Origin of the sequence: Actinomycetospora termitidis (assembly GCF_030286555.1) — a bacterium.
Lineage (GTDB): Bacteria > Actinomycetota > Actinomycetes > Mycobacteriales > Pseudonocardiaceae > Actinomycetospora > Actinomycetospora termitidis.
The window spans coordinates 1,329,899-1,353,078 of the sequence record NZ_JASVWF010000001.1; the positions used below are offsets into that span (position 1 = coordinate 1,329,899).

Here is a 23,180-nt window from a genome sequence, read left to right on the forward strand (position 1 = left end):
GCGCTCAGCCCGGGTCGGTCCCGCCCCGCAGCGCCAGCTCCTCGACGTCGAGCTCGCTCTGGACACGGAGCAGGACCTGGTCGTCGATCACGGCGGCGTCGCGCAACCGGAGCAGGGTGCGTCGTCGCGCCCGGACCAGGGCGAGCCGCAGGTCGTGCTCGCCGTCGGCACCGACCGGCACCGGCGGGGGCCGGCGCCTGCGCTCCTCCTCGGCGCGCAGGCGGGTCACGACGTCCTCGGGGACCCCGCGCTCCTCGGCGAGCCGGGGCAGGTCGGCCAGCGCCGCATCCGCCATGCGCTCGTACGCCAGCGCGATCTCGTCGTCGACCGCGGTGTCCGGGTCGTACCGGGCGGCGCGGACGACGGCGGGGAGGGTCAGGCCCTGTCCCACCAGGGTCACGAGGATGACGCCGAAGGTGACCACGAGCAGCAGGTCGCGGTGCGGGAACGGGGCTCCGTCGACCGTCGTGAGCGGCACGGCGAGGGCGATCGCGAGCGACACCGCGCCGCGGAACCCCGCCCACGCGAGGGGGAGGCGTTGCCGCGCTCCGATCCTCCGGCCGCGCTGGGCCGGTCGGCGGTCGAGCGCGCGCACCAGGTACGGGACGACGTTCATCCACACCAGCCGCGTCACCACGACCACGGCCGCCACGAGCGCGGCCGCCGCCAGGGCGAACCCCGGGGTGGCGGACACCGTGGCGAGCGCCGCCGGGAGCTGCAGCCCGATGAGCAGGAACAGCGTGGCGTTGAGGAGGAAGGTGACGATCTGCCAGAAGGCGTGGGCCTGCAGCCGGGTGTCCGCGCCGATGGACCGCGGGCCGAGCCGGCTGAGGGCCAGGCCACAGACGACGACGGCGAGGACCCCGGACGCGTGGACCTCCTCGGCGAGCAGGAAGGCCGCGAACGGGGTGAGCACGCTGACCACGTTCTCGGTGAGCGCGTCGGTCGCCACGCGCCGCGCGAGCATGGCGAGCCGGGCCAGGAGCACGCCGATCGCGATCCCGCCGAGGTAGGAGAGCGCGAAGTCCCCGAGCACGTTCGGCGTGGAGAACGGCTCCGCGCCGCTCGCGACGGCCACGGCCGCCGCGAAGAGCACGAACGCCGTCCCGTCGTTGACCAGGCTCTCCGCCCGCAGCATCGTCAGCTGCCGACGAGGCAGGTGGACCCCGACCGCGGCGACCGCGGTCGCGTCGGTCGGGGCGACGATCGCGCCGAGGACGAAGCCGACCGGCCAGCTCAGCCCGAGCACCACGTGCGCCGCGGCCGCCACGGTGCCCGCGGTCGCGAGCACCAGGAAGATTGACGAGAGCACGACCGACCGCAGGTCGGCGCGGATGGCCTGCAGGGACGTGGTCAGCGACTCCCAGTACAGCAGCGCCGGGAGGAAGAGCAGGACGACGAGCTCGGGCGGGACGCGGAGTGCCGCCGTTGCCGGGACGGCAGCGAGAGCGGCGCCGGCCACGAGCAGGAGGATCGGTCCGTTGATGCCGGTGCGCCGGGCGACGACCTGCGCGACCAGGATGGCGACGCCGAAGAGCACCAGGACGGTGAGCCCCGCCGGGTCGTACACGCGTGCCCTCCCCGGAGTCGTCCCGGGCGGACCCTAGGACGGCGGGGACGGGCACGGACCTCCCGATCGTGCTCAGCAGGTGCTCGCTGTTGCTGCGTCGTCCCACGACGACGACGCCCGCGGGAACCTCGACGACGTGGTGCGCAGGCGCGACCGCAATGACCACTACGCCGTGTACGTCCTCAACGCTGACCGCGCCCCGCCCGCACGCGACAGTGTTGCCGTCCCGATCGGCGGCCGATGCCGCCCGGGCTGCCAGACGGAGGGGAGTATCCCCGGAACGCCTGCGAGCGCCTCGTCAGCACGACAGCCGGAAGATGTCCGGGGTGCTCGGTACCGCCCACGTCCGCGGCGGTGGCGGGAGAGACCTCCGGTGTGTGCGCCGAACGCTCGTCACCGGAGGAGAATCCGTTGTCGTTCCCCGCTGTGTCCGTTCCGTCTGCGGCCGATCCGGCCGTCTCGCTCGCGCTGACCGACGGCGAGCCCCTCTGGGTCTGGGCCCTGACGCTGGCCGGACTCGCCGCGATCTTCGCGGTCGACCTGTGGGCCGGTCGTCGGCCGCGCGAGGTCACGATGCGTGAGGCAGGGCGTGGGGTCGCGATCTACGTCGGCCTCGCCGCGCTGTTCGCCGGCGGCCTGTTCGTCCTCGGCGGGCCGGAGAAGGGCACCGCGTTCGTCGCGGGCTACGTCACCGAGTACTCGCTGTCGGTGGACAACCTGTTCGTCTTCCTGCTGATCATGTCCGCGTTCGCGGTCCCGAAGGCCTTCCAGCACCGGGTCCTGCTCGTCGGCATCGTGATCGCTCTCGTCATGCGCGGCGGGTTCATCCTCGCCGGCGCCGCGGTCATCGAGCGCTTCTCGTGGGTGTTCTACCTGTTCGGCGCCTTCCTCGTGATCACCGCGGTCAAGGTCTGCCTGGAGACGAGCGACGACGAGGAGGAGTTCCGGGAGAACGCCGTGCTGCGCCTGGTCCGCCGGGTCGTCCCGGTCACCGACACCTACCGCGGGAGCGCGCTGACCGTCGTCGAGTACGGGAAGCGCTGGATCACCCCGATGCTCATGGTGATGATCGCGATCGGGCTCACGGACCTGCTGTTCGCCCTGGATTCCATCCCGGCGATCTTCGGGCTCACCAAGGACCCCTACATCGTCTTCACCGCCAACGCCTTCGCCCTGCTCGGGCTCCGCCAGCTCTACTTCCTGCTCGGCGGGCTGCTCTCCCGCCTCGTGTACCTGCAGTACGGCCTCGGGGTCGTTCTCGCGTTCATCGGCGCCAAGCTCGTCCTGGAGGCCCTGCACACCAACTCGCTGCCGTTCGTCAACGGCGGCGAGCCGGTCGACGTCCCGCTGATCGGCATCGAGCTGTCGCTCGGCGTCATCATCGGGGTCCTCGCCGTCACCACCGTCGCAAGCCTCGTCCGCACCCGCGCCCGGCAGGAGGACCGCGCGCTCGAGGAGATCGACTGACCCGGTCCACCGCTGCGTCCGTGCCGGAGGTGCCCACGGCGCGGGGCGTTTCCTGGCGTTCCGGCGCGGGCTACAGTGCGCGATAACGTCGTTCGGGCCGGCCGGCGGTCCCGTAGCGCAGGCGCACCTCGGCCCGCCCGGTGTCGGCGAAGAACTCCAGGTAGCGCCGGGCGCTGACCCGCGAGATGCCCACCCGCTCGGCGGTCTCCGAGGCGGAGACGTCCTCCTCGGCGGCCCGCAGCGCGGTCCGGACGAGGTCGGCGGTCTCCGCCGACAGGCCCTTGGGCAGCGACGCCCGGGGGCCGGACCGCGTCCCGGGCGCCGACGGCGCGGGCGTCGGCCGCCCGGCGCCGAACAGCTGGTCCACCGCCGACTGGTCGGCCTCCTGGTCGGCTGGGAGGGCCCGGCGTCCGGCGGCGTACTGCAGGAGCCGGTCGCGCAGGTCCTCGAACCCGAACGGCTTGATCAGGTAGTGCACCACCCCACCCCGGACGGCGGCCCGCACCGTCTCGGCGTCGCGCGCCGCGGTGACCATGAGGACGTCGACGTCGGGCAGCTCGGTCCGCAGGTCGGCGAGCACGTCCAGGCCGCCGCGGTCGGGCAGATAGAGGTCGAGCAGTACGAGGTCCGGGCGCAGCTCGACCGCACGGCTCAGCGCCTCCGCTCCGGTGTGGGCGACCCCGACCGGGCGGAAGCCGGGCGTGCGGGCGACGAATCCGCCGTGGACCTTCGCGACCATGAAGTCGTCGTCGACGACCAGCACCCGCAGGGCGCCCTCGGCCTGCGACGTGGAGCCACGGGTCATCAGGACGTCCTCTCCCTCGGCAGCCTCGCCGTGAACACGGCACCCTCCCCTGGCCGCGAGGTCACCGCCACCTCGCCGCCACGGCGAATGCACACCGCCCGGACCAGCGCCAGCCCGATCCCGCGGCCGTCGCCCTTGGTGGACACCCCGCGCCCGAACACGGCCTCGGGCGGGTCGGTGCTCACGCCCGGCCCGGTGTCGGAGACCTCGACCCCGACCGGGCCCTCCGGGTCGGGGTCGGTGACGTCGACGCCGACGGTGCCGCCTCCCCGCGTGGCGAGCACGTCGAGGGCGTTGTCGACCAGGTTGCCGACCACTGTCACCAGGTCCGCGGACAGGTCGTCGGACACGCGCCCGAGCGCGCCGGTGACCTCGAGGACGACGCCGCGCTCGCGGGCCAGCCGGGCCTTGGCCACGAGCAGCGCCGCCAGCGACGGGTCCCCGATCCGCCCGGTCACCATCGCGTCGTCCTCCGCCGAGCCCTCCAGCGTCCCGACGTAGCGCACCACCTCGTCGTACTCGCCGATCTCGATGAGCCCCGAGATCGTGTGCAGCCGGTTGGAGAACTCGTGGGCCTGCGCGCGCAGCGTCTCCGTGGTGCCCCGGGTGGTGCCGAGCTCGCGTTGCAGGGCGGCGAGCTCGGTGCGGTCGCGCAGGGTCGTGACCCATCCCCGCACCGCGCCCTCGACGACGAACGGCCGACGGTTCGCGACGACGACCGCGTCCGCACGCGGGATGATGGCGTCCTCGGCGTCGCTCGTGTCCTGCCCCGCACCGCCCAGTACGGCTCGCACCTCCGGGTCGACGCCCAGGTCGATCAGCGTGCGTCCCACCGCGGCGTCGGGCAGGTCCAGGAGCTCGCGCGCGGTGTCGTTGACCAGGACGACGCGGCCCTCGGCGTCGACGCCGAGCACACCCTCGCGGATGCCGAGCAGCATCGCCTCCCGGTGCTGGACGAGGGCGGTGATCTCCCGCGGCTCCAGGCCGAGGGTCTGGCGCTTCACCCGGCGGGCCAGCAGGAGCGACCCGAGGACGCCCAGTGCGGTCGCGAGGCACAGGTAGGTCAGCAGATCCGGTGCCGAGGCGGCGAGGCGGGTGAGGACGTCGGGCAGGTTGCTGGTGACCGCGACGGCGCCGAGCCGCCGGCCGTCGGTGGCCAGGACCGGGACCTGGGCGGCGACGGCGAGCGGGGCGTCCGGCATCAGCCGGAGGTAGCCGGTCCAGCTACGGCCCTCCGCCACCCGGCTCGGTGACCCGCCGTCGGCGTCGAGGGTGGTGAGGGTGGTGCCGACGAGGGCGAGGTCGGTGGCGGTGACGACGGTCAGGTCGGCGTCGGCGACCACCACCGCCGACGTCGACGAGACGGCTCGGGCGTTGTCGGCGACCGCCGTGACCGGGTTGCGGGTCGTGACGGCGGGCGCGCCGAGCGCCTGCCGCACGACGCCGTCGACCGCGACGTCCTCGGCCACGGCCAGCACCCGCCGGCTCTCGGTCCGCGTGAACGACGCCAGGGACTGCGTGACGCTCACGGCGGCGACCGCGACGAGGACGAGTGCGACCACGCCGAGCTGCAGCGCGAGCGCCTGCCCGGCGAGCGTGCTGCGCCGACCGGCCCACGACCACCGCCGGACCGCAGGTCGCTCCTCCGTCGGATCGGTCACCGCAGCAGTCTGGCGCCTCGATCCGTGGGATGGACCCGAGCCGGATGGGACAGTAGGCGTCGTGCGGCGAGCGGGCCTGGTCCTCGGCGTGCTGGTGGCGCTCCTCGCGAGCTGCAGTACCGGCACCGGTGACCTGCGCCTGCTCGTCCCCACCGAGGTCGGCGGCGGCTACGACCTCACCGCGCGCACCCTGGCGGCCGCGCTCGCGGAGCGGGAGGGCGAACCGGGACCCGCCGTCGTCGTCGTGCCCGGCGACGTCGGCCGGGCCGCGCTCGCGCGCCTCGCCGCAGCGAGCGCCGAGCCGGACCTGCTGATGGTGATGGGCCTCGGCCTGCTCGCGGCGGTTCCCGACGGCGGGTCGGATCCCGGTGGGCTCCGGGCGACGCCCGTGGCCCGATTGATCACCGAGCCGGAGCTCGTCGCGGTCACCGCGGACTCGCCGTACCGCACCCTCGGCGAGTTCGTGGCCACGTGGCGGGCCGATCCCGCGCGGGTGGTCGTCGGCGGGATCTCCGCCCGCGGCGGCCCGGACTGGCTGGTGGCGGCGCGGCTGGCGGCCGCGATCGGGATCGCGCCCGGTGCCCTGCGCTACGCCGCGCTGCCCGGTGACGCGCTGCTCCCCGCGCTCCTGCGCGGCGATGTCGCGGTGGCGGTCACCGGGCTCGCCGAGACGGCCCCGCAGACCGACCTCGGCACCGTCCGGACCCTCGCAGTCACCTCGGCCGCCCGGTCGCCGCGGGTGGACGCCCCGACGCTGCGCGAAGCCGGGGTCGACGTGGTGTTCGAGAACTGGCGCGGCGTGCTGGCCCCGCCCGCCTTGTCGCCGGACGATGTCGCCGGACTCGCCGCCCTCGTCGACGGGGTGCGCTCCACCGCGACGTGGCGCGCCGCCCTCGCCCGCAACGGGTGGACCGACGCGCCGCTCGCGGGTCCGGGGTTCGCCGCGTTCCTGGACGCGGAGCGCGCCCGGGTCGAGGAGGCCATGGCCGGATCCTGAGGGCTCGGTGATCGGCAGGAACGGCCTCGCAGCGTCCACCTCACGCACGAAGGGCCTCTCCGGTCGAACTGATCGACCGGAGAGGCCCTTCGCTCGGGATCGGGGTGTCCTCAGACCAGCTCGTCCTCCCGGGCGGGCTCGACCGGACGCCGGCGCCGCAGCACCAGGGGGATCACGAACAACAGCACGATCACCGTGTAGACCGTGATCGACAACGGCGTCGAGAGCAGCGTGGTGACGTCGCCGTCGGCGATCTGCAGGGCCCGGCGCAGCTGGAGCTCGGCGTCGGGACCGAGGATCACCCCGATGATCGCCGGGAGGACGGGGAGCCCGAAGCGGCGCATCAGGAAGCCGATGCCGCCGATGGCGAGCAGGACGACCAGGTCGACCGGCGAACCGGACACGGCGTAGGCCCCGACGCAGGCGAAGAACAGGATGCCGGCGTAGAGGTAGGGCCGCGGGATGCGCAGCAGCTTCGCCCACATCGGCGCGAGGGGCAGGTTCAGCGCGAGCAGCATGACCAGGCCGATGAACAGGCTCGCGATGAGCGTCCAGACCAGCGCCGGCTCGCGCTCGAAGAGCAGCGGTCCGGGCTGGATCCCGAACTGCTGGAATGCGGCGAGCATGATCGCCGCGATGGCGGTGGTCGGGAGCCCCAGCGTCAGCATCGTCGCGAGCGTGCCCGCCGACGACGCCGAGGCGGCCGACTCCGGAGCGGCCAGCCCCTCGATGGCACCCTTGCCGAAGTCCTTCCGGTTCTTCGAGAGCCGCCGCTCGGTCACGTAGGCCATGAAGGTCGACATCTCAGCGCCGCCGGCCGGGATCGAGCCGAACGTGAACCCGATGAACGGGCCTCGGAACCACGGCTTCCAGGCGCGGCGGACGTCGTCGCGGGACAGCCACGGCCGCCCGACCGGGATGACCTCGGTCGGTTTGCGGCGCAGGTGTGCAGCCACCCACAGCGCCTCGCCGACCGCGAAGAGCCCGACGGCCACGATGACGACGTCGATGCCGTCGGCGAGCTGCGGCACGCCGAAGGTCATGCGCGGCTGGCCGGAGATCGGGTCGAGGCCCACGAGGCCGATCGTCAGCCCCAGGACGAGTGCGGCGAACCCGCGGACCCGGGAGGCGCCGAGGACGCCCGTGACGGCGACGAATGCGAGGACCATGATCGCGAAGTAGTCGGGCGCGCCGATGTCGACCGCGACGGAGGCGATCAGCGGGGCCACGAGCACGAGGCCGGTGACCCCGACCATCCCGCCGACGAAGTGCCCGATGGCGGCGGTGGCGAGCGCCTGGGCGCCCCGGCCCTGCTTGGCCATCGGGTTGCCCTCGACCGCAGCCATCACCGACGCGCTCTCGCCGGGGGTGTTGAGCAGGATCGAGGTGGTCGAGCCGCCGAACATCGCACCGAAGTAGATGCCGGCGAACATGATGAAGGCGCCGGTGGGCTCGAAGGCGTAGGTGACGGGCAGCAGTAGGGCCACCGCCATCGCCGGGCCGATACCCGGCAGCACGCCGATCGCCGTGCCGAGCAGCACGCCGATCGCGGCGAAGAGCAGGTGGGTCGGGGTCAGCGCGTTGGCGAACCCGTCGAGCAGACCGAAGTCGTTCATCCCAGGACCCCCATGAGCGGACCGCCGGGCAGGTCGACGCCGAGCAGGCTGTCGAACACCACCCAGGTCGCGAGCGAGACCGTTGCGGCCACGGCGATGTCGACCTCGAGCCGCCGCGACCCGAGGGCGTGTGCGGCGCCGGCGAACAGCACGGTGCCGGCGATCGGCCACCCGAGCACGGGGATCAACGCCGCGGTGGCGATCAGGACGCCCGCGAGCATCCCGACGGTGCGCAGGTCCATCGGCGTCTCCAGGTCGACGTCCTCGCCGGCCTCGGCCTCGCCGTGTCCACCGCGCAGGACGTCGACGGTGAGCAGGGCGGCGAGCACCACCAGGGCCGCGCTCAGCACGAGCGGCACGACGCCGGGCCCGATCGGGTCGGAGTCCGAGCCCGCGGACAACGTCCCCTCCGCGACCGTGTCCACGGCCACGAGCACTCCGACGACCGCGAGGAGTGCCGCGACGCCCAGCTCCGCGTGCTCGGACCACCAGCTCCGTCGCGCCGGTTCCACACCCGTCGTCATGCCAACCCCAGTTCCCGCAGGACCCCTGCGACCCGCTCGTCCTCGGCTGCGAGGAACGCCCCGAAGGCGTCCCCGGGCAGGTAGGCGTCCTGCCAGTCGTTGCGATCGAGCGCTGCGCGCCATTCCGGGCTCGCGTGCAGCGAGTCGGCGGCCGCGACGAGCTCGATCCGCTGCTCGGGCGTGAGGCCCGGCGGCGCGACGATGCCGCGCCAGTTGGTGAACTCCACGTCGACCCCGGCCTCACGCAGGGTCGGTGCGTCCACGCCCGGCACCCGTGCTCCGGCGGTGACCGCGAGCACCCGCAGGTCGCCCGAGGCGATCTGGTCGGAGAACTCGCCGAGGCCGCTCACCCCGAGCGCGACCTTGCCGCCGAGCACGGCCGCGAGCAGGTCGCCGCCGCCGTCGTAGGGCACGTAGTTGACGGCCTTCGGGTCGATGCCGGCGCCCTTCGCGGTGAGCATCGGCGCCAGGTGGTCGGGTCCGCCGATCGAGGAGCCGCCGCCGACCGGCAGCGCGGCGGGGTTCGCGCGCCATGCGGCGAGGAGCTGGGGCAGGTCGCGATACGGCGAGTCAGCGGGGACGACGAGGATCTCCGTCTCCTCGGTCAGACGCGCGATCGGCGTGGTCTGGCGCAGGGTGACCGGGGAGTCGTTGGAGTAGACGCTGCCGACCACCCCGAGCCCCATCGACATGAGCAGCCGCGCGTCGCCCTCGTCGTTGACCAGCCGGCGCAGGCCGACCGTGCCACCGGCGCCCGGCAGGTTGAACACCTCGACGGCCCCGGTCACCCCGGCCCCCTCCGCGGCGCTCGCGGCAGCCCGGGCCGTCACGTCGTACCCGCCGCCAGGGCTGTTGGGCACCATGACCTGCAGGCCCTTGAGCTGGTTGCCGTCACCACCGCCGGCGAGCGAGCCGATGGCGGGCGGCACCAGGAGCAGCGCCGCTGCCACGGTGACCAGCACCAGGAGGGTGGCCATCCGCCGGGGCCGAGCGGGAGGGGGAGTACCGACACGAGTCGGTGGGGGATCGGTGGCAGTCGACGACACGAGGACTCCTGAGCACGTCTGTGAGCTGTATCGCTCGTCAGCGTGCGGTCCCGGTCACTGCGATCGACAGCATCCGGGCGTAGCGGACGTTGTGTGCGTTGTGGTCGAGCCGGGGCGCCGCGGGGAGCGGAGCGGTCCGGGCGCGCTCGCGGGTGAACTCGGTGACGGGGCGGACGACCGTTCTCCTCCGGTGACGGTCGAGGTGGTCAGGCGTCGTGGTTCGCGATGACGAGCTCGGCGACGAGGTCGTCGCGCAGCGCGAAACGGTAGTCGAGCTCGGCGACGCCGCCCGGGAACGTGCCCTCGAGCCGCACCGTCACCACGGCGTGGGTGTCGTCGACGCGGCGGGCGCCGATCTGCTCGGTCGTGTACCGGAACTCGGACCCGGCGTCGCGCAGGAACGCGTGGGCCTGCTCCCGGCCGCGGACGGTCTCGCCCTGGTCGACGAGCACCACGTCCTCGGCGAGGAACGAGGAGGCCGTGTCGGCGTTGCCGGCGACATGGGCGGCCATGAAGTCGCGGACGGTGGTCGGGAGCGTCTCGGACGGGAGGTCGGTGTGCTGTGTCATGAGCCCACCGTGCGAGCTCGCGGCGCGGGAGGGTCAAGCCCTCGACCCTCTCCCGGGGAGAGGGTCCAGGCTGCAGGGGTGCTGACGATCGGGGAGTTCTCGCGGCTGACCCACCTGAGCGTGCGGACCCTGCGCCGGTATCACGAGGCGTCGCTGCTGGAGCCCGCCGTGGTGGACGAGGGCACCGGGTACCGCTACTACGGCGTCGACCAGATCCCGACCGCGCAGGTCATCCACCGGCTCCGCGAACTCGACGTCCCGCTGGACGACGTGCAGCGCATCCTGCGGACCCCCGACCACGATGTCCGGGCGGCCCTGGTCGCGGACCACCTGCAACGCCTCGAGGCGCAGCTCGACCGCACCCGGACCGCGGTCGTGTCGCTGCGCCGCCTGCTCCGACCCGACCCCGCGCCGATCGACGTCGAGCTGCGCGCCGAGCCCGCCCGGACGGTCGCGGCGGTGGAGGGCGTCCTCGGGGCCCACGAGGTGGAGAGCTGGTTCGCCGGCGCGGTCGCCGAGCTGGACGCGGCCGTGGGTCCCGCCGCGGCCGGGCCCCTCGGCGGCACCTACGACAACGCCCTCTTCGAGCAGGAGCGCGGTCACGCGCTGCTCTACCTGCCGACCGACGCGCCGCCGCGCACCGGGCGTGTGCACCCCGCGACGCTGCCGGCCGTCGAACTGGCCGTCGCCACCCACGTCGGCGAGCACGACGGCGCGGACGTCACCTACGGCGAACTCGGGACCTGGGTGGTGGAGAACGCGATGGCGGTGGCCGGGCCGGTGCGCGAGCGCTATCTCGTCGGCCCCCGTGACACGCGCGATCCCGCCGCGTGGCGCACCGAGATCGGCTGGCCGGTCTTCCGGGTCGGCTGACCGGGCGCCCGCAGGGGTCGGGGTGACGGACGTCGCGACGCGCCCCGGTCATCCGCCGAAGTGACGGGCCAGGCGACGGTGACGGTGCCGGAAGAACGCGGCGATGGCGGTCCGCAGGACCGGGCCGAGGCCGACCAGGGCCGCTCGTGGAGCGAGGACGATCCGGTCCTCGACGACGGTGCCGCCGCCCGGGGCCGGGGACACGGTCCGCTCGTGGACCCACCGCCGCATGCTGAGCATGGTGGACTCCTCGCGGAACCGGCGGCCGGGCTCCAGCTCGACGATGCTCAGGTGGTCGTAGTCGACGGGCACGACACCGCCCAGTCGCAGCCATGCGCGTCCGATCGGCTCCCCGAGGCGCACGGTGTCGATGCTCAGCTGCTCCTGCCCGCGCGGTGGAGACATCGTCAGCCATGGGCGCATCTCGTCGTTGATGCCCGCCGGGCTGATCACCCGCCGCCACACGGCATCGACGTCGGCGTCCACGACGGACCGGTGGGTGAACCCCCACTCCCGGTTCACGAGCGGAGTGCGACCTCGTAGGTCTCGAGGAGCATCGACGACAGCACGGCCGCGGCTCCGTCCTCGCTCCGGATCCCGTTCGGCTGTGCCTGCGCCACCGCCTCCATCTGCTCCCGGGTGGTCCACAGCGAGATGACGACGACCTTGCCGCTGTCGGCGTCGGTGAGCACGTAGTAGCCCTCGAAGCCCGCCTGCCGGTCGGCGTCCGCGAGCTGCTCGCGGGCGAAGACCAGGAAGTCCTCGATCCCTGCGGACCCCGCCTCGCCCGTGATCACCCGTGCGTACACGGAATCCAGGTTCACGAGTGCGCCCGCCGGGCGCAAGTCCGCCCTGAGTTGCGTGGGTCCAACCCAGAGGTCACTCTGACTTGTGTCGACGCAAGTCAGATGTCGACGGCCCGCCTCCGGAGGAGCGATCATGACCCTGTCCAGCCGATGCACCGCCCCCGTCCACGACGGTGCGGCCTCCGCCCTGTCCGCGGCCCGCGACCTCGCCGGCCTCGTCACCGCCCGCGCCGAGCAGGGGGAGAAGGACGGCGCGGTCCCGGACGACGTGGTCGGTGCGCTCTCCGACGCCGGGCTCCTGCACCTGCTCGTGGCGTCGGAGCTCGGCGGCTCCGGGCTCGAGATCGACGCCTTCGGCGAGGTCGCCGAGGAGATCGGCCGTGCGGACGCGTCGACCGGCTGGTGCTACATCGCGAACGCGGTGGTCACCGGCCTCGTCGCGGGCCATCTCGACGACGAGGGCGCGAGTGCGCTCTTCGCCCGGGACGGGCGGGCCGTCGCGGCGGGGATGCTCACGCCGCGCGGCACCGTCACGGCGGTCGACGGAGGTCTGCGGGTCGGCGGCGAGTACTCCTTCGCCAGCGGCTCCCGCCACGCGCAGTGGATCGGTGCCGCGGGCCTGCTCGCCAGCGCTGAGCGGCCCACGTCGCGGGTCTTCCTCCTCCCGCGCGCCGACGTCGAGTTCCGCGGCAACTGGGCGGTCCTCGGGCTGCGTGCCACGCACAGCGTCGACTACACCGTGCCGCCCCGGTTCGTGCGGTCCGCATTCACCTTCGACCCCGCCTCGTGTCGCCCGGCGCGCGGGCAGGTGAGTCTGCGCCTGGGAACGGTGGCGTTGAGCGCCGCCGGGCACGCCGCGGTCGCCCTCGGGACCGCCCGGCGTGCGCTCGAGGAGATCGTCCGCATCGTCGGCGCGGGCAAGGTGCGTCCGCCCATGCCTCCGCTGCGCGACCAGTCCGGCTTCCGGACCGACTTCGCGGAGCTCGACGGCCGCTACCGGGCCGCGCGCGCCCGCCACCACGAGGTCCTGCGGGACGCCGTCGCCGCGGCAGCGAGCCCGGAGCCAGTGCCGGAGGTGGTGACCCAGCGCATCCGGCAGACCGCCACGATCACGGTCGACACCTGCCTGCACGTCGTGTCGCGGTGCTTCGAGTGGTCGGGGAGCACCGGGCTGCGTGACCCGCACCCCCTGCAGCGGTGCCTGCGCGACATGTACGCCCAGAAGCAGCACGTGCTGGTCGACGCCAACTCCCTCGCCCCGACGGCGCCGGCCCTGATGGAGCAGCTGCGCACGGGGTGAGGGGTCACGTCCGACGGCGGTCGATCCCGGCGCCGAGGTCGATGTCGTGGGCCGCGGCGTGCCGGCGGACGACGCTGCTGAGCAGCGCGGAGAGTCGGTTGCGGTCGCGCTCGCCGAGGTCCTCGGCGAGGGTCGTGAGCTGCTCCCCGACCGCGGCGACGAAGTCCTGCGCGATCCGCCGACCGTCGTCGGTCAGCAGCACCTGGAACGAGCGGCCGTCGCACGGCGACGCGGCGCGGCGCACCAGGCCGCGCCGCTCGGCGCGGTCGACCAGGCCGGTCGTGCTCGACTTGTCGAGGTCCAGCAGTCGGCGGACGTCGGCCATGGTCGGTTCCCGGTCCCGGAGCACGCCCAGGAGGCGCGCCTGCAGGGGTGACAGGTCGTGGGCGGCTGCGGCGTCCGCGAAGACGGCCTGGACGAGCATCGAGGTCTGGACGAGCCCGTCGACGAGGCCGAGGTCCTCGGTCCGGGCGGGCGTGCTGGCGCTCACATCCCGATCCTAACGGTGGCGTTCGGTACGTGGCACGTACTAACTTGGTACGTGCTACGTACTGAATGGAGGCTCGGATGAGCTCGCAGACGTTGACCTCCCCGCCGGGAGAACCGGTGGAGGGGCCTCCGGCGCCACCCGTGCACCGCCCGCTCGTGCTTGCGCTGACCTGCACGGGCGTGCTGCTGGTCGGGATCGACATGACCGCGGTGAACGTCGCCCTCCCCGCGATCGGGCGCGAGTTCGGCACCGGCGCCTCGGGGCTGTCGTGGACGATCGACGCCTACACGCTGGTCCTCGCCGCGACGTTGATGGCCGGGTCCTCGGCGGCCGACCGGTTCGGGCGCAAGCGGGTGTTCTGCCTCGGCCTGACCGTCTTCGCCGTCGCGTCCGCGCTGTGCGCGCTCGCCCCCGGCCTCGGGTGGCTCGTCGCGTTCCGCGCGCTCCAGGCGGTCGGCGGGTCGATGCTCAACCCGGTCGCCATGGCGATCCTGAGCTCGATCTATCCCGGACGCACGGAGCGGGCCCGGGCGCTCGGGGTGTGGGGCGGGGTCACCGGGCTCTCCCTGGCCGTCGGACCGATCGTCGGCGGGGCCCTCGTCGACTCCCCTCTGGGGTGGCGGTGGATCTTCCTGATCAACGTCCCCATCGGCCTGCTCGGCATGGCCCTCACCCGCCGCTTCGTGCCCGAGTCCCGCGCCGACCGGCCCCGTCGCTTCGATCCCGTGGGACAGGTGCTGATCGCGGTCGCCCTGACCGCGCTGACCTTCGGCGTCATCGAGGGTCCGCACCTCGGCTGGGCCTCGCCCGCCGTCGTATGCGTGTTCGTCCTCGCGGTGCTGGCGGTGGCCGTGTTCGTGGCCTACGAGCAGCGCCGTCGGGAACCACTGCTCGACCTGCGGTTCTTCCGCAGCGTGCCGTTCTCCGGCGCCAACGTTGTCGCGATGGTCGGCTTCGCGTCCCTCGGCTCGTTCCTCTACCTCTCGAGCATCTACCTCGAACAGGCCAGGCACTTCTCGCCGCTCGAGACCGGCCTGATCCTCGTCCCCCTCGCCGCGGTCAGCGTCGTGTGGGGACCGGTCAGCGGCCACGTCCTCGCCCGCTGGGGCGCGCGGCCGTGCCTCGTCGTCGGCGGGGTGTCCTACGTGGTCGCCGGGCTCCTGCTGTCCACGGTCACGACGACCACCCCGATCTGGCTGCTGCTCCTCGCGGCCGCCGCCATGGGCCTGGGCAACTCGAGCATCAGCGGCACCGTCACGAACGCCGCGGTCGCGGGGATGCCCGCCGCGCAGGCCAGCGTCGCGGCCGGGGTGGCCGCCACGACCCGGCAGATCGGTCAGACGGTCGGTGTCGCGGTCGCGGGCGTCACCATCGCGCACGTCGCGCTCGACCAGGTCGAGCAGCTCGCCGCGAGCACCCACGTCGGGTGGTGGCTGATCGCGGCCTACGGCGTCGCGATCGTCGTGCTCGGCGTCGTCAGCACCACCCGGTGGGCCCGCGCCACGGCCCGCCGCGCCACCTCCGGGAGCGCCTGATGGAACTCGGGATCTTCACCTTCGCCGACGTCGTCGCCGACCCCGTCACCGGGGACGCCCCGACCCCCGCCCGGCGTCTGCGCGACGTCGTCGACCTCGCCGTCCTCGCGGACGACGGCGGTCTGGAGGTCTTCGGGGTCGGCGAGCACCACCGGCGGGACTTCGCGGTCACCTCCCCGGCCGTCGTGCTCGGTGCGGTGGCCACCCGCACCCGCCGTCTCCGCCTGACCAGCGCCGTGACCGTCCTGAGCTCCGCCGACCCGGTCCGGGTCTTCGAGGACTTCACGACGGTGGACCTGCTCAGTGACGGGCGTGCCGAGATCCTGGCCGGCCGGGGCGCCTTCATCGAGTCCTTCCCCCTCTACGGCGCCGACCCCGCGGACTACGAGGCGCTGTTCGACGAGAAGATCGACCTCCTCCTGCGCCTGACCCGCGACGAGACGGTCACCTGGAGCGGGAGGTTCCGGCCGGCCCTGGACCACCAGCCCGTGTTCCCGCGTCCGGTCCAGCCCCGCCTGCCGGTCGGCGTCGGTGTGGGCGGGTCGCCCGCGTCGTTCCTCCGGGCGGGCCGGCTCGGGCTCCCGATCACGATCGGCATCGTCGGCGGCCGTCCCGAGGCCCTGGCGCCGCACGTCGTCGACTACCGCGCCGCCGCCGAGCGGGCCGGGCACGACGCGGCCGCCCTGCCGGTCGCGCTCACCGCGCACGCCTTCGTCGCCCGCACCTCCCAGGAGGCCGGCGACGTCTTCTACCCGCGCTACGCCGCCATGGCCGAGCTCGCGGGCCGCTCCCTGTCGCGAGAGCAGTTCGACCGGGCGCGGGGCCTCGACGGCCACCTGGTCGTCGGCAGCCCCGCCGAGGTCACCGAGAAGCTCCTCCACCAGCAGGAGATCTTCGGCCATCAGCGCTTCCTCGCGCAGATCCCGCACGGCCCCCTCCCGCACAAGGACGCCATGCGCGCGGTCGAGCTCCTGGGTGCGGACGTCGCCCCGCACCTGGCCCCCTGATCCACGAATCCCACGAATCCCACGGAAGAGAGGAACGACGTCATGAAGCTCGAGATCATCATCGCCAGCACCCGACCGGGCCGCATCGGTCCGACGGTCGCCGAGTGGATGCACCGGGAGGCGGTCGAGCACGGCGGCTTCGACGAGGTCGAACTGGTCGACCTGGCCGAGGTGGACCTGCCGTTCTTCAACGAGCCCAAGCACCCGCGTCTGGGCGACTACGTGCACGAGCACACGAAGGCGTGGAGCGCGATGGTGGCGTCGGCCGACGCGTTCGTCATCGTGATGCCCGAGTACAACTTCGGGTACAACGCCGAGCTCAAGAACGCCCTCGACTACCTGCACGCCGAGTGGAGGTACAAGCCGGTCGGGCTGGTGAGCTACGGCGGCGTCTCGGCCGGCACGCGCGCCGCCCAGATGCTCAAGCAGGTGCTGACGACCCTGCGGATGACACCGGTGTTCGAGGCGGTCTCGCTGCCCTTCGTCAACCAGATGATCGCCGACGGGGAGTTCGTCCCGAACGAGATCGCCCTCGGCGCGGCGAAGGCGATGCTCGACGAGCTCCTGCGGACCGCCGACGCGCTCGCACCCCTGCGCGCGTGACCGCACCACCACGACCACGAGAGCGTCGCCCACGGCGTGACGACGTCGATGTACTACGAGGACCCCGACGGCAACTTCGTCGAGATGCAGATCGACCTCTTCGACGACCCCGACGACGCGACCGCGTTCCTGGTCGGGGCCGAGTTCGCGAGCGACCCGGTCGGGCCGCCGTTCGACCCGGAGGCGATGGTGGCGGCGCGCCGGGCCGGGGCATCGGTCGACGAGCTGACCACGCAGGAGTGGGCGTCGCACACCGTCGGGCCCGACCCGATGACCGCGCTCGGTGGGAACTGAGGCGTGGTCATCGGCCTCCCCCGATCGACCGGCGGGCGGTCTCCAGCTCCACGGCGACCAGCGTGGCGCCGAGCCGGGGCGGGGTGAGGCTGCCGGGCCCGAGCAGGGCCTCGATCCGGTCGAGGCGCTTGTAGAGGCTCTGGCGCTGGAGGTGCAGGGCGTCGGCCGTCGCGGTCTTCCGGCCCAGGTGTCGCAGGTAGACGGTCAGGGTCTCGAGCAGGCGCCCGTCCCCGTCGTCGGCGGCGAGCAGGTCCCCGAGCTGGTCGTCGACGAACCCGGCGACCACCTCCGACCGGTCCAGCCCGACGAGCAGCCGTTCGACCGCCAACGCCCCGGCGTCGACGACGGCGGGGGTCCCGGCGGGCAGGCGCAGGTCGTGCACCCCGGAGGCGGCGACCAGCGAGCGGGCGAGGGCGGGCGCGTCGTCGGCGAGCGGCCCGACCACCAGGCGGGCGCCCTCGGGCAGGGTGACCGCGGCCAGCTCGGCGAGCAGGTCCGCGCGGGCCCCGGCGCGCGCGGGGAGCCCGACGACGGCGAGGTGCCGGCGGTCGCGGACCTGCGCGAGGACCCGTCGTCCCCGCCGGCGCAGGGCGGTCTCGACGAGCAGGGCACGCGGGGTCGCGGAGGCGAACGTGGTCACCACGGCGACGTGGGCGCCGTCGTCGAGCCCGAGGCGGTCGGCGAGCTCGAGGTAGCGCGGTGACGCGGTCTCGCCCGCGAGCGCCAGGGTCAGCAGATCGCGCTCGGCGTGGTCGAGGGCGGTCGGCGGACGGCGACGCATGAGGGCCAGCCCGATCGCCTCGGGGGCCTTCTCGACGGCGGCGTCCAGCACAGCGGCCTCGGCACGCTCGCGGGGTCGCAGCGTCAGGATCGCGATCGTCATGCCGGTCACCGTGATCGCGGCGGACCAGACCTCCCCGTCGACCGGGCGGCCGTCCCGGCTCGTGTCGCCGGGAGCCGCGGCGACGACGTCCCCGGCCAGCGACGTGACGTCGACGTCCGCCGCGGTCTCGACGGCGAGCAGCTCGAGCAGCTCGTCGAGCTCCGCCCCGGCCCCGAGCGCCTCGACCAGGGTGTGGGAGATGCGGTCGAGCAGCTGCAGCCGGCGCACCGACGCGTGCGCGAGCTGGCCGTTGACGGTGCGGCACACCTCCACGAACGGCACGACCCGGCGGAGCTCGAGCAGCGGGAGCCCGAGCCGGTCGGCCTCCTCGCGCATCTCCGTGGGGACCTCCGGCAGCGCGTCGCCGGTCTCGACGGCGAGCGCGGCCACCGCACGGGCCGCGAGGTCGCGGACGTAGCGCCGACGCGTCGCGGCGCCCGCCGTCGCGAGCACGACGCCGCCGACGAGGAGCAGCTCCCCGCCGTGCAACAGGTCGGCGATGTTGAGCACCTCGCTGGTGTGCACCCACGAGACCGGGGCGGACGCCCCGGAGCCCGTCGGGTCGCCCGCCACGACCACCGGGTCGGCCGCGGCGAGGCTCGGATCGCGAAGCACGTGTCCCAGCGGTAACGACATGACGGAACGTCACCTCATCTCCTGGCGTCGGGGACATTCTGTCCCTCCTGACGACGAGGTGGCGAGGGCCACGCTCATCGGGTCACCAGCCGTGGGAGGCCCCGATGAGTACGACCGAGCACGTCCCGCCCCTCGACCGCGAGCAGGCCCTGCACCCGATCCCGGAGAGCGAACGCACCACCGACGTCTCCGCCCAGTTCTGGATCTGGGCGGGCGCGAACATCGCCCCGATCAACTGGGTGCTCGGTGCCCTCGGGATCACCCTGGGGCTGTCGCTGGCCGACACCCTGATCGTGCTGGTGCTCGGCAACCTCGTCGGGATGGCGCTCTTCGGGGTGTTCGTGCTGATGGGTCAGCGCACCGGGGTGACCGGGATGGTGCTCTCCCGCGCGGCGTTCGGGCGGCGCGGCGCCTACCTGCCCTCGGTCGTCCAGGCGTGCCTGGCCGTCGGCTGGTGCGCGGTCAACACCTGGATCGTCCTCGACCTCGTCATGGCGCTGCTCGGACGTCTCGGGGTCGTCGACCCGGAGGCCGCGAACATCGGCTGGCGGCTCGCGGTGGCGGCGGTGATCATGGCGATCCAGGTCGCGATCTCCTGGCTGGGCTACCGCGCGATCGCCGCGTTCGAGCGGTGGACGGTCCCGCCGACGATCGTCGTCCTCGTCGCGATGTCGGTCGCCGCGTGGTTCTTCATCGGCGTCGACTGGAATTACGCCGGCCCGGCCGGAGCGGTGCTCGTCGGGGGCGAACGGATCGCCGCGATGACGGGCGTGATGACCGCGATCGGCATCGGCTGGGGCATCACGTGGTTCACCTACGCCGCGGACTACTCCCGGTTCGTGAGCCGGACGATGCCGCGGCGTCGGCTCTACCTCGCGAGCACCCTCGGACAGTTCCTGCCGGTGGTCTGGCTCGGCGTGCTCGGCGCGACCCTGGCGACCCGCAACGGCGAGGTCGACCCCGGCCAGCTGATCGTCGAGAGCTACGGCGCGCTCGCGATCCCCGTGCTGCTGCTCGTCGTCCACGGCCCGATCGCGACGAACATCCTGAACATCTACACCGTGTCGGTGGCCGTCCAGGCCCTCGACGTCAAGGTCTCGCGGCGCACCCTCTCGGTGCTGGTCGGGATCGTGGCGATGGCCGCCGTGACGTTCTTCGTGTTCCAGAGCGACTTCGCGACGGTGCTCGACACCTGGCTCGTGGGCATCGTCGCCTGGATCGCGGCGTGGGCCGGCGTGATGCTCGTCCACTACTTCCTGGTCGCCCAACGGGAGATCGACCCGGCCGACCTCGTCGCTCCCGTCGGCGCGCGCCGGCTCCCGGTGGTGAACGGCGCGGCCATGCTCGCGTTCGCCGTCGGGGTGCTCGCGACGTGGCTGTTCATGGCCGGGCAGGTCCCCGCCCTGCAGGGCCCGCTCGCGACGGCGATGGGCGGGGTCGACCTCTCGTGGCTCGCGGGCGGGCTCTCGGCCGCCGCGGTCTACGCCGCGATCGGACCGGCCGCCCGCCGTCGCTTCCTGGCACGGCGGGACGGGGCCGGGTCGCCGTCCGTCGCCCCGGCCCGCCGTCCGGACGAGGACCCGGTGGTGACGTCGTGAGCGACCTCGGGTTCTCCTGGCCGGCGGGGCGTCGCGCGGCCGCGGCCTTCACCTTCGACGTCGACGCCGAGTCGTGCGCGCTGGCCCACGACCCGTCGTCGGCCGACCGCATGTCGCTGATGACCCACCAGTCCTACGGTCCGCGGGTCGCCGTGCCCCGGCTGCTCGGCATCCTGGCCGACCACGGCGTGTCCGCCACGTTCTTCGTCCCCGGCTACACCGCCGAGCAGCACCCGGGGATGGTCCGGGCGATCGTCGAGGCCGGCCACGAGATCGGCCACCACGGCTACCTGCACGAGAACATGCTCGGGCTCGATCCCGCGGCCGAGGCGGCGGTGCTCGACCGTGGACTGGACGTGCTGCGCGACGTCGCCGGTGTGGTGCCCACCGGCTACCGCGCGCCCTGGTGGGAGATGAACTGGCACACGCCGGCGCTGCTGGCCGATCGGGGCTTCGTCTACGACTCGAGCCTGCTCGACGGCGACCGCCCGTACCGGATGGCCGCCGGCGCAGGCACGCTCGTGGAGATCCCCGTCGACTGGGCGCTGGACGACTGGGAGCAGTACGCCTTCTTCCCGGGCTGGACCGGCAGCGGCGTCATCGAGGACCCGGCCAAGGCCCGCGACCTGTGGGCCGGCGAGGCCCGGGCCCACCACCGCCTCGGCGGCTGCTTCGTCCTCACCAACCACCCCTTCCTGTCCGGTCGTCCCGGCCGGGCGACGGCGCTCGACGAGCTGATCGACCTCGTCGTCGGGTTCGAGGGGATGTGGGTGACCACGCTCGGCGAGATCGCCGAGCAGGCCCGCCGCACCTGCACCGACACCTGGACCCACCACCGGCCGGAGCTCCCGGCCCCTGCGGGCGTCGTCCCGCACCGAGAGGAGAACCCGTGAACCTCGAGCGGCTCAAGACGATCCACAACGGCGCGAAGGCCGCGCCGACCTTCTCCCGCGAGGAGATGGACCGGCGTCTCGGCGACCTGCGCAAGTCCCTGGCCGACGCCGGCCTCGACGCGGCGCTGTTCACGAGCTACCACAACGTGAACTACTACAGCGACTTCCTCTACACCGCGTTCGGTCGGCCCTACGGACTCGTCGTCACCCACGACAGCCACACCACGGTGTCGGCCAACATCGACGCGGGCCAGCCGTGGCGGCGCAGCCACGACGAGAACGTGGTCTACACCGACTGGCGGCGCGACAACTTCCTGCACGCGGTCCGGGAGACGCTGGCGCGGGCCGGCGTCCGCGAGGGTCGGCTCGGGATCGAGGACGACACCGTGCCGCTGCGCCAGCGCGAGCAGCTGGCCGAGGCGCTCGGAGGCGAGCTCGTCGACGTCTCGCAGGAGGTGATGCGACACCGGATGATCAAGTCCGAGGAGGAGATCGCGCTCATCACCGAGGGCGCCCGGATCGCCGACCTCGGCGGCGCCGCCGTCGTCGGGGCGGTCCGCGAGGGGGTGCCGGAGTACGAGGTCGCACTGGCCGGCACCGCGGCCATGGTGCGGGAGATCGCGCGGTCGTTCCCGGACGCCGAGCTGCGCGACACCTGGGTGTGGTTCCAGTCCGGGATCAACACCGACGGCGCGCACAACTGGCCGACGTCGCGCACCGTGCGCCGCGGCGACGTGCTCTCGCTGAACTGCTTCCCGATGATCGCGGGCTACTACACCGCGCTGGAGCGCACGCTGTTCCTCGGCGAGCCGGACGCCGCGACGCTGCGGCACTGGGAGGTCAACACCGCCGTGCACCGCCGCGGCCTGGAGCTGATCCGGCCGGGCGCGGTCTGCGGGGAGATCGCCGCGGAGCTCAACGAGATCTACGCGGCGGAGGGTCTGCTGGCGAACCGCACGTTCGGCTACGGGCACTCGTTCGGCGTGCTCTCGCACTACTACGGCCGCGAGGCCGGGCTGGAGCTGCGCGAGGACATCACGACGGTGCTCGAGCCCGGCATGGTCGTCTCGATAGAACCGATGATCACCGTTCCCGACGGCGAGCCCGGTGCCGGGGGCTACCGGGAGCACGACATCCTCGTCGTCGAGCAGGACGGAGCCCGGAACATCACCGGCTTCCCGTTCGGACCCGAGCACAACGTGCTCGGCTAGAGGCGCGATCCCGGCGGCCCGCAGCGGGCCGCCGGGTCACCCCAGCTCGCGCGCGATGCGCTCGGCGGTGGCGGTCAGCTCGCCGACCCACCCGGCGAGGCGGTCGCGTCGGAAGCGGGCGGTGGGCAGGGCGATCGAGAGGGCGGCGCCGGCCGGTCCGGGCACGGCGACGCCGATCGCGGTGAGGCCCTCCTCGGTGCGCCCGTCGTTGACCGCGAACCCCTGGCGGCGGAAGCGCCGCAGGTCGCGCAGGAGCGCGTCGAGGTCGGTGACCGGGGAGTCCGGGCGGGAGTAGCGCGCCCGCACCTCGTCCTCGGGCAGGCCCGCGAGCACGGCCCGGCCGCCCGAGACCAGGTGTGCCGGCAGCACTCGTCCCTCGCGCTCGCCGACCCGGAGCACGTGGGTGCACTCGACCGACGCGACGAACCGCACGTCCTCGCCGTCCACGACCATCGCGTTCGTCGTCTCGGCCACCGTCTCGGTGAGGGCCCGGAGGTGGGGGAGCGCGATCCGACGGAGCTCGGCGACCGGTTCGCTCGCCCGCGCGCCGCGCAGCACCGGGCCGGCGCGGTAGCGGCGGTCGGGGTCCTGCTCGGCGAACCCGCGGTAGACCAGCATCGTGAGCAGCCGGTGCGCGGTGGAGCGGGCCACCCCCAGCCGTTCCGCGGCCTCGGACGGGCTCAGCGATCCCTCCTGCGCCAGGATCGCGGCGAGGTGCAGGGCGTGGTCGACCGAGCGGATGCGGTACACCGGCTCGTTCTGCACGTCAGAACCGTACGGGGCATCCGGCAGAACC

Annotated in this window: 23 protein-coding genes; 11 read left to right on the forward strand and 12 right to left on the reverse strand. The window is 73.6% G+C overall.

What is annotated here, in order from left to right:
• Positions 1-4: 4 nt before the first annotated feature.
• Positions 5-1,570 (reverse strand): Na+/H+ antiporter, encoded by a 1,566-nt coding sequence (locus QRT03_RS06580; protein ID WP_286051693.1) that lies wholly within the window; start codon positions 1,568-1,570, stop codon positions 5-7.
• Between the two features lie 426 nt (positions 1,571-1,996).
• On the opposite strand from QRT03_RS06580, the gene QRT03_RS06585 reads away from it, so the two are divergent.
• The gene (locus QRT03_RS06585; RefSeq protein ID WP_286051695.1) at positions 1,997-3,037 is read left to right on the forward strand and encodes a TerC family protein; all 1,041 of its coding nucleotides are present in this window, start codon (positions 1,997-1,999) and stop codon (positions 3,035-3,037) included.
• Between the two features lie 70 nt (positions 3,038-3,107).
• Here QRT03_RS06585 and QRT03_RS06590 read toward each other — a convergent pair whose 3' ends face one another.
• Both QRT03_RS06590 and QRT03_RS06595 read right to left on the reverse strand, forming a co-directional pair.
• A complete protein-coding gene (locus QRT03_RS06590; RefSeq protein WP_286051696.1) occupies positions 3,108-3,842 on the reverse strand; it encodes a response regulator in 735 nt (244 codons plus the stop codon).
• Positions 3,842-5,503 (reverse strand): sensor histidine kinase, encoded by a 1,662-nt coding sequence (locus QRT03_RS06595; RefSeq protein ID WP_286051697.1) that lies wholly within the window; start codon positions 5,501-5,503, stop codon positions 3,842-3,844. The genes QRT03_RS06590 and QRT03_RS06595 overlap by 1 nt, the downstream gene beginning before the upstream one ends.
• Before the next feature lie 61 nt (positions 5,504-5,564).
• On the opposite strand from QRT03_RS06595, the gene QRT03_RS06600 reads away from it, so the two are divergent.
• Positions 5,565-6,500, forward strand: coding sequence for a Bug family tripartite tricarboxylate transporter substrate binding protein (locus QRT03_RS06600; protein WP_286051698.1), 936 nt, complete (start codon positions 5,565-5,567; stop codon positions 6,498-6,500).
• A 110-nt stretch (positions 6,501-6,610) separates the two neighbouring features.
• On the opposite strand, the gene QRT03_RS06605 is transcribed toward QRT03_RS06600, so the two are convergent.
• The 4 genes from QRT03_RS06605 to QRT03_RS06620 form a co-directional block, all read right to left on the reverse strand.
• Positions 6,611-8,116, reverse strand: coding sequence for a tripartite tricarboxylate transporter permease (locus QRT03_RS06605; protein ID WP_286051699.1), 1,506 nt, complete (start codon positions 8,114-8,116; stop codon positions 6,611-6,613).
• Positions 8,113-8,640, reverse strand: coding sequence for a tripartite tricarboxylate transporter TctB family protein (locus QRT03_RS06610; RefSeq protein WP_286051700.1), 528 nt, complete (start codon positions 8,638-8,640; stop codon positions 8,113-8,115). The genes QRT03_RS06605 and QRT03_RS06610 overlap by 4 nt, the downstream gene beginning before the upstream one ends.
• Positions 8,637-9,617, reverse strand: a complete 981-nt coding sequence (locus QRT03_RS06615) for a Bug family tripartite tricarboxylate transporter substrate binding protein (RefSeq protein ID WP_286051701.1) — start codon at positions 9,615-9,617, stop codon at positions 8,637-8,639. The genes QRT03_RS06610 and QRT03_RS06615 overlap by 4 nt, the downstream gene beginning before the upstream one ends.
• 275 nt (positions 9,618-9,892) lie before the next feature.
• Complete coding sequence (locus tag QRT03_RS06620) at positions 9,893-10,255, reverse strand: nuclear transport factor 2 family protein (RefSeq protein WP_286051702.1); 363 nt, start codon at positions 10,253-10,255, stop codon at positions 9,893-9,895.
• Positions 10,256-10,333: 78 nt separating this feature from the next.
• Between QRT03_RS06620 and QRT03_RS06625 the strand changes: the two genes are divergently transcribed.
• Complete coding sequence (locus QRT03_RS06625; protein ID WP_286051704.1) at positions 10,334-11,128, forward strand: MerR family transcriptional regulator; 795 nt, start codon at positions 10,334-10,336, stop codon at positions 11,126-11,128.
• Between the two features lie 48 nt (positions 11,129-11,176).
• Here the strand turns inward: QRT03_RS06625 and QRT03_RS06630 are convergent, their stop codons facing one another.
• Both QRT03_RS06630 and QRT03_RS06635 read right to left on the reverse strand, forming a co-directional pair.
• A complete protein-coding gene (locus tag QRT03_RS06630; protein WP_286051705.1) occupies positions 11,177-11,650 on the reverse strand; it encodes an SRPBCC family protein in 474 nt (157 codons plus the stop codon).
• A complete protein-coding gene (locus tag QRT03_RS06635; RefSeq protein ID WP_286051708.1) occupies positions 11,647-11,937 on the reverse strand; it encodes an antibiotic biosynthesis monooxygenase in 291 nt (96 codons plus the stop codon). Before QRT03_RS06635 ends, QRT03_RS06630 begins: the two co-directional genes overlap by 4 nt.
• Positions 11,938-12,067: 130 nt before the next feature.
• On the opposite strand from QRT03_RS06635, the gene QRT03_RS06640 reads away from it, so the two are divergent.
• Positions 12,068-13,234 carry an acyl-CoA dehydrogenase family protein gene (locus QRT03_RS06640; RefSeq protein ID WP_286051709.1) on the forward strand — a complete coding sequence of 389 codons (1,167 nt, stop codon included), beginning with the start codon at positions 12,068-12,070 and terminating at the stop codon, positions 13,232-13,234.
• 4 nt (positions 13,235-13,238) lie between these two features.
• Here the strand turns inward: QRT03_RS06640 and QRT03_RS06645 are convergent, their stop codons facing one another.
• On the reverse strand, positions 13,239-13,724 hold the full coding sequence (locus tag QRT03_RS06645; RefSeq protein WP_286051710.1) for a MarR family winged helix-turn-helix transcriptional regulator: 486 nt from the start codon (positions 13,722-13,724) through the stop codon (positions 13,239-13,241).
• Between the two features lie 77 nt (positions 13,725-13,801).
• Here QRT03_RS06645 and QRT03_RS06650 point away from each other — a divergent pair, with 77 nt between their 5' ends.
• Genes QRT03_RS06650 through QRT03_RS06665 form a run of 4 tightly spaced genes read left to right on the forward strand, consistent with a single transcriptional unit; the run spans position 13,802 to position 17,163 of the window.
• A complete protein-coding gene (locus QRT03_RS06650) occupies positions 13,802-15,259 on the forward strand; it encodes an MFS transporter (protein ID WP_286051711.1) in 1,458 nt (485 codons plus the stop codon).
• Positions 15,259-16,266, forward strand: a complete 1,008-nt coding sequence (locus tag QRT03_RS06655; RefSeq protein WP_286051712.1) for an LLM class flavin-dependent oxidoreductase — start codon at positions 15,259-15,261, stop codon at positions 16,264-16,266. Before QRT03_RS06650 ends, QRT03_RS06655 begins: the two co-directional genes overlap by 1 nt.
• 42 nt (positions 16,267-16,308) lie before the next feature.
• Positions 16,309-16,869, forward strand: a complete 561-nt coding sequence (locus tag QRT03_RS06660) for an NADPH-dependent FMN reductase (RefSeq protein ID WP_286051713.1) — start codon at positions 16,309-16,311, stop codon at positions 16,867-16,869.
• A 36-nt stretch (positions 16,870-16,905) separates the two neighbouring features.
• Positions 16,906-17,163 (forward strand): VOC family protein, encoded by a 258-nt coding sequence (locus tag QRT03_RS06665; RefSeq protein ID WP_286051714.1) that lies wholly within the window; start codon positions 16,906-16,908, stop codon positions 17,161-17,163.
• Between the two features lie 7 nt (positions 17,164-17,170).
• Here the strand turns inward: QRT03_RS06665 and QRT03_RS06670 are convergent, their stop codons facing one another.
• Positions 17,171-18,682 (reverse strand): PucR family transcriptional regulator, encoded by a 1,512-nt coding sequence (locus QRT03_RS06670; protein WP_286051716.1) that lies wholly within the window; start codon positions 18,680-18,682, stop codon positions 17,171-17,173.
• Between the two features lie 104 nt (positions 18,683-18,786).
• Between QRT03_RS06670 and QRT03_RS06675 the strand changes: the two genes are divergently transcribed.
• Genes QRT03_RS06675 through QRT03_RS06685 form a run of 3 tightly spaced genes read left to right on the forward strand, consistent with a single transcriptional unit; the run spans position 18,787 to position 22,384 of the window.
• Positions 18,787-20,280, forward strand: a complete 1,494-nt coding sequence (locus QRT03_RS06675; RefSeq protein ID WP_286051717.1) for a purine-cytosine permease family protein — start codon at positions 18,787-18,789, stop codon at positions 20,278-20,280.
• Complete coding sequence (locus tag QRT03_RS06680; RefSeq protein WP_286051718.1) at positions 20,277-21,173, forward strand: polysaccharide deacetylase family protein; 897 nt, start codon at positions 20,277-20,279, stop codon at positions 21,171-21,173. The genes QRT03_RS06675 and QRT03_RS06680 overlap by 4 nt, the downstream gene beginning before the upstream one ends.
• The gene (locus QRT03_RS06685) at positions 21,170-22,384 is read left to right on the forward strand and encodes an aminopeptidase P family protein (protein ID WP_286051719.1); all 1,215 of its coding nucleotides are present in this window, start codon (positions 21,170-21,172) and stop codon (positions 22,382-22,384) included. Before QRT03_RS06680 ends, QRT03_RS06685 begins: the two co-directional genes overlap by 4 nt.
• Before the next feature lie 36 nt (positions 22,385-22,420).
• On the opposite strand, the gene QRT03_RS06690 is transcribed toward QRT03_RS06685, so the two are convergent.
• Positions 22,421-23,149, reverse strand: a complete 729-nt coding sequence (locus tag QRT03_RS06690) for an IclR family transcriptional regulator (RefSeq protein ID WP_286051721.1) — start codon at positions 23,147-23,149, stop codon at positions 22,421-22,423.
• Positions 23,150-23,180 lie beyond the last annotated feature (31 nt).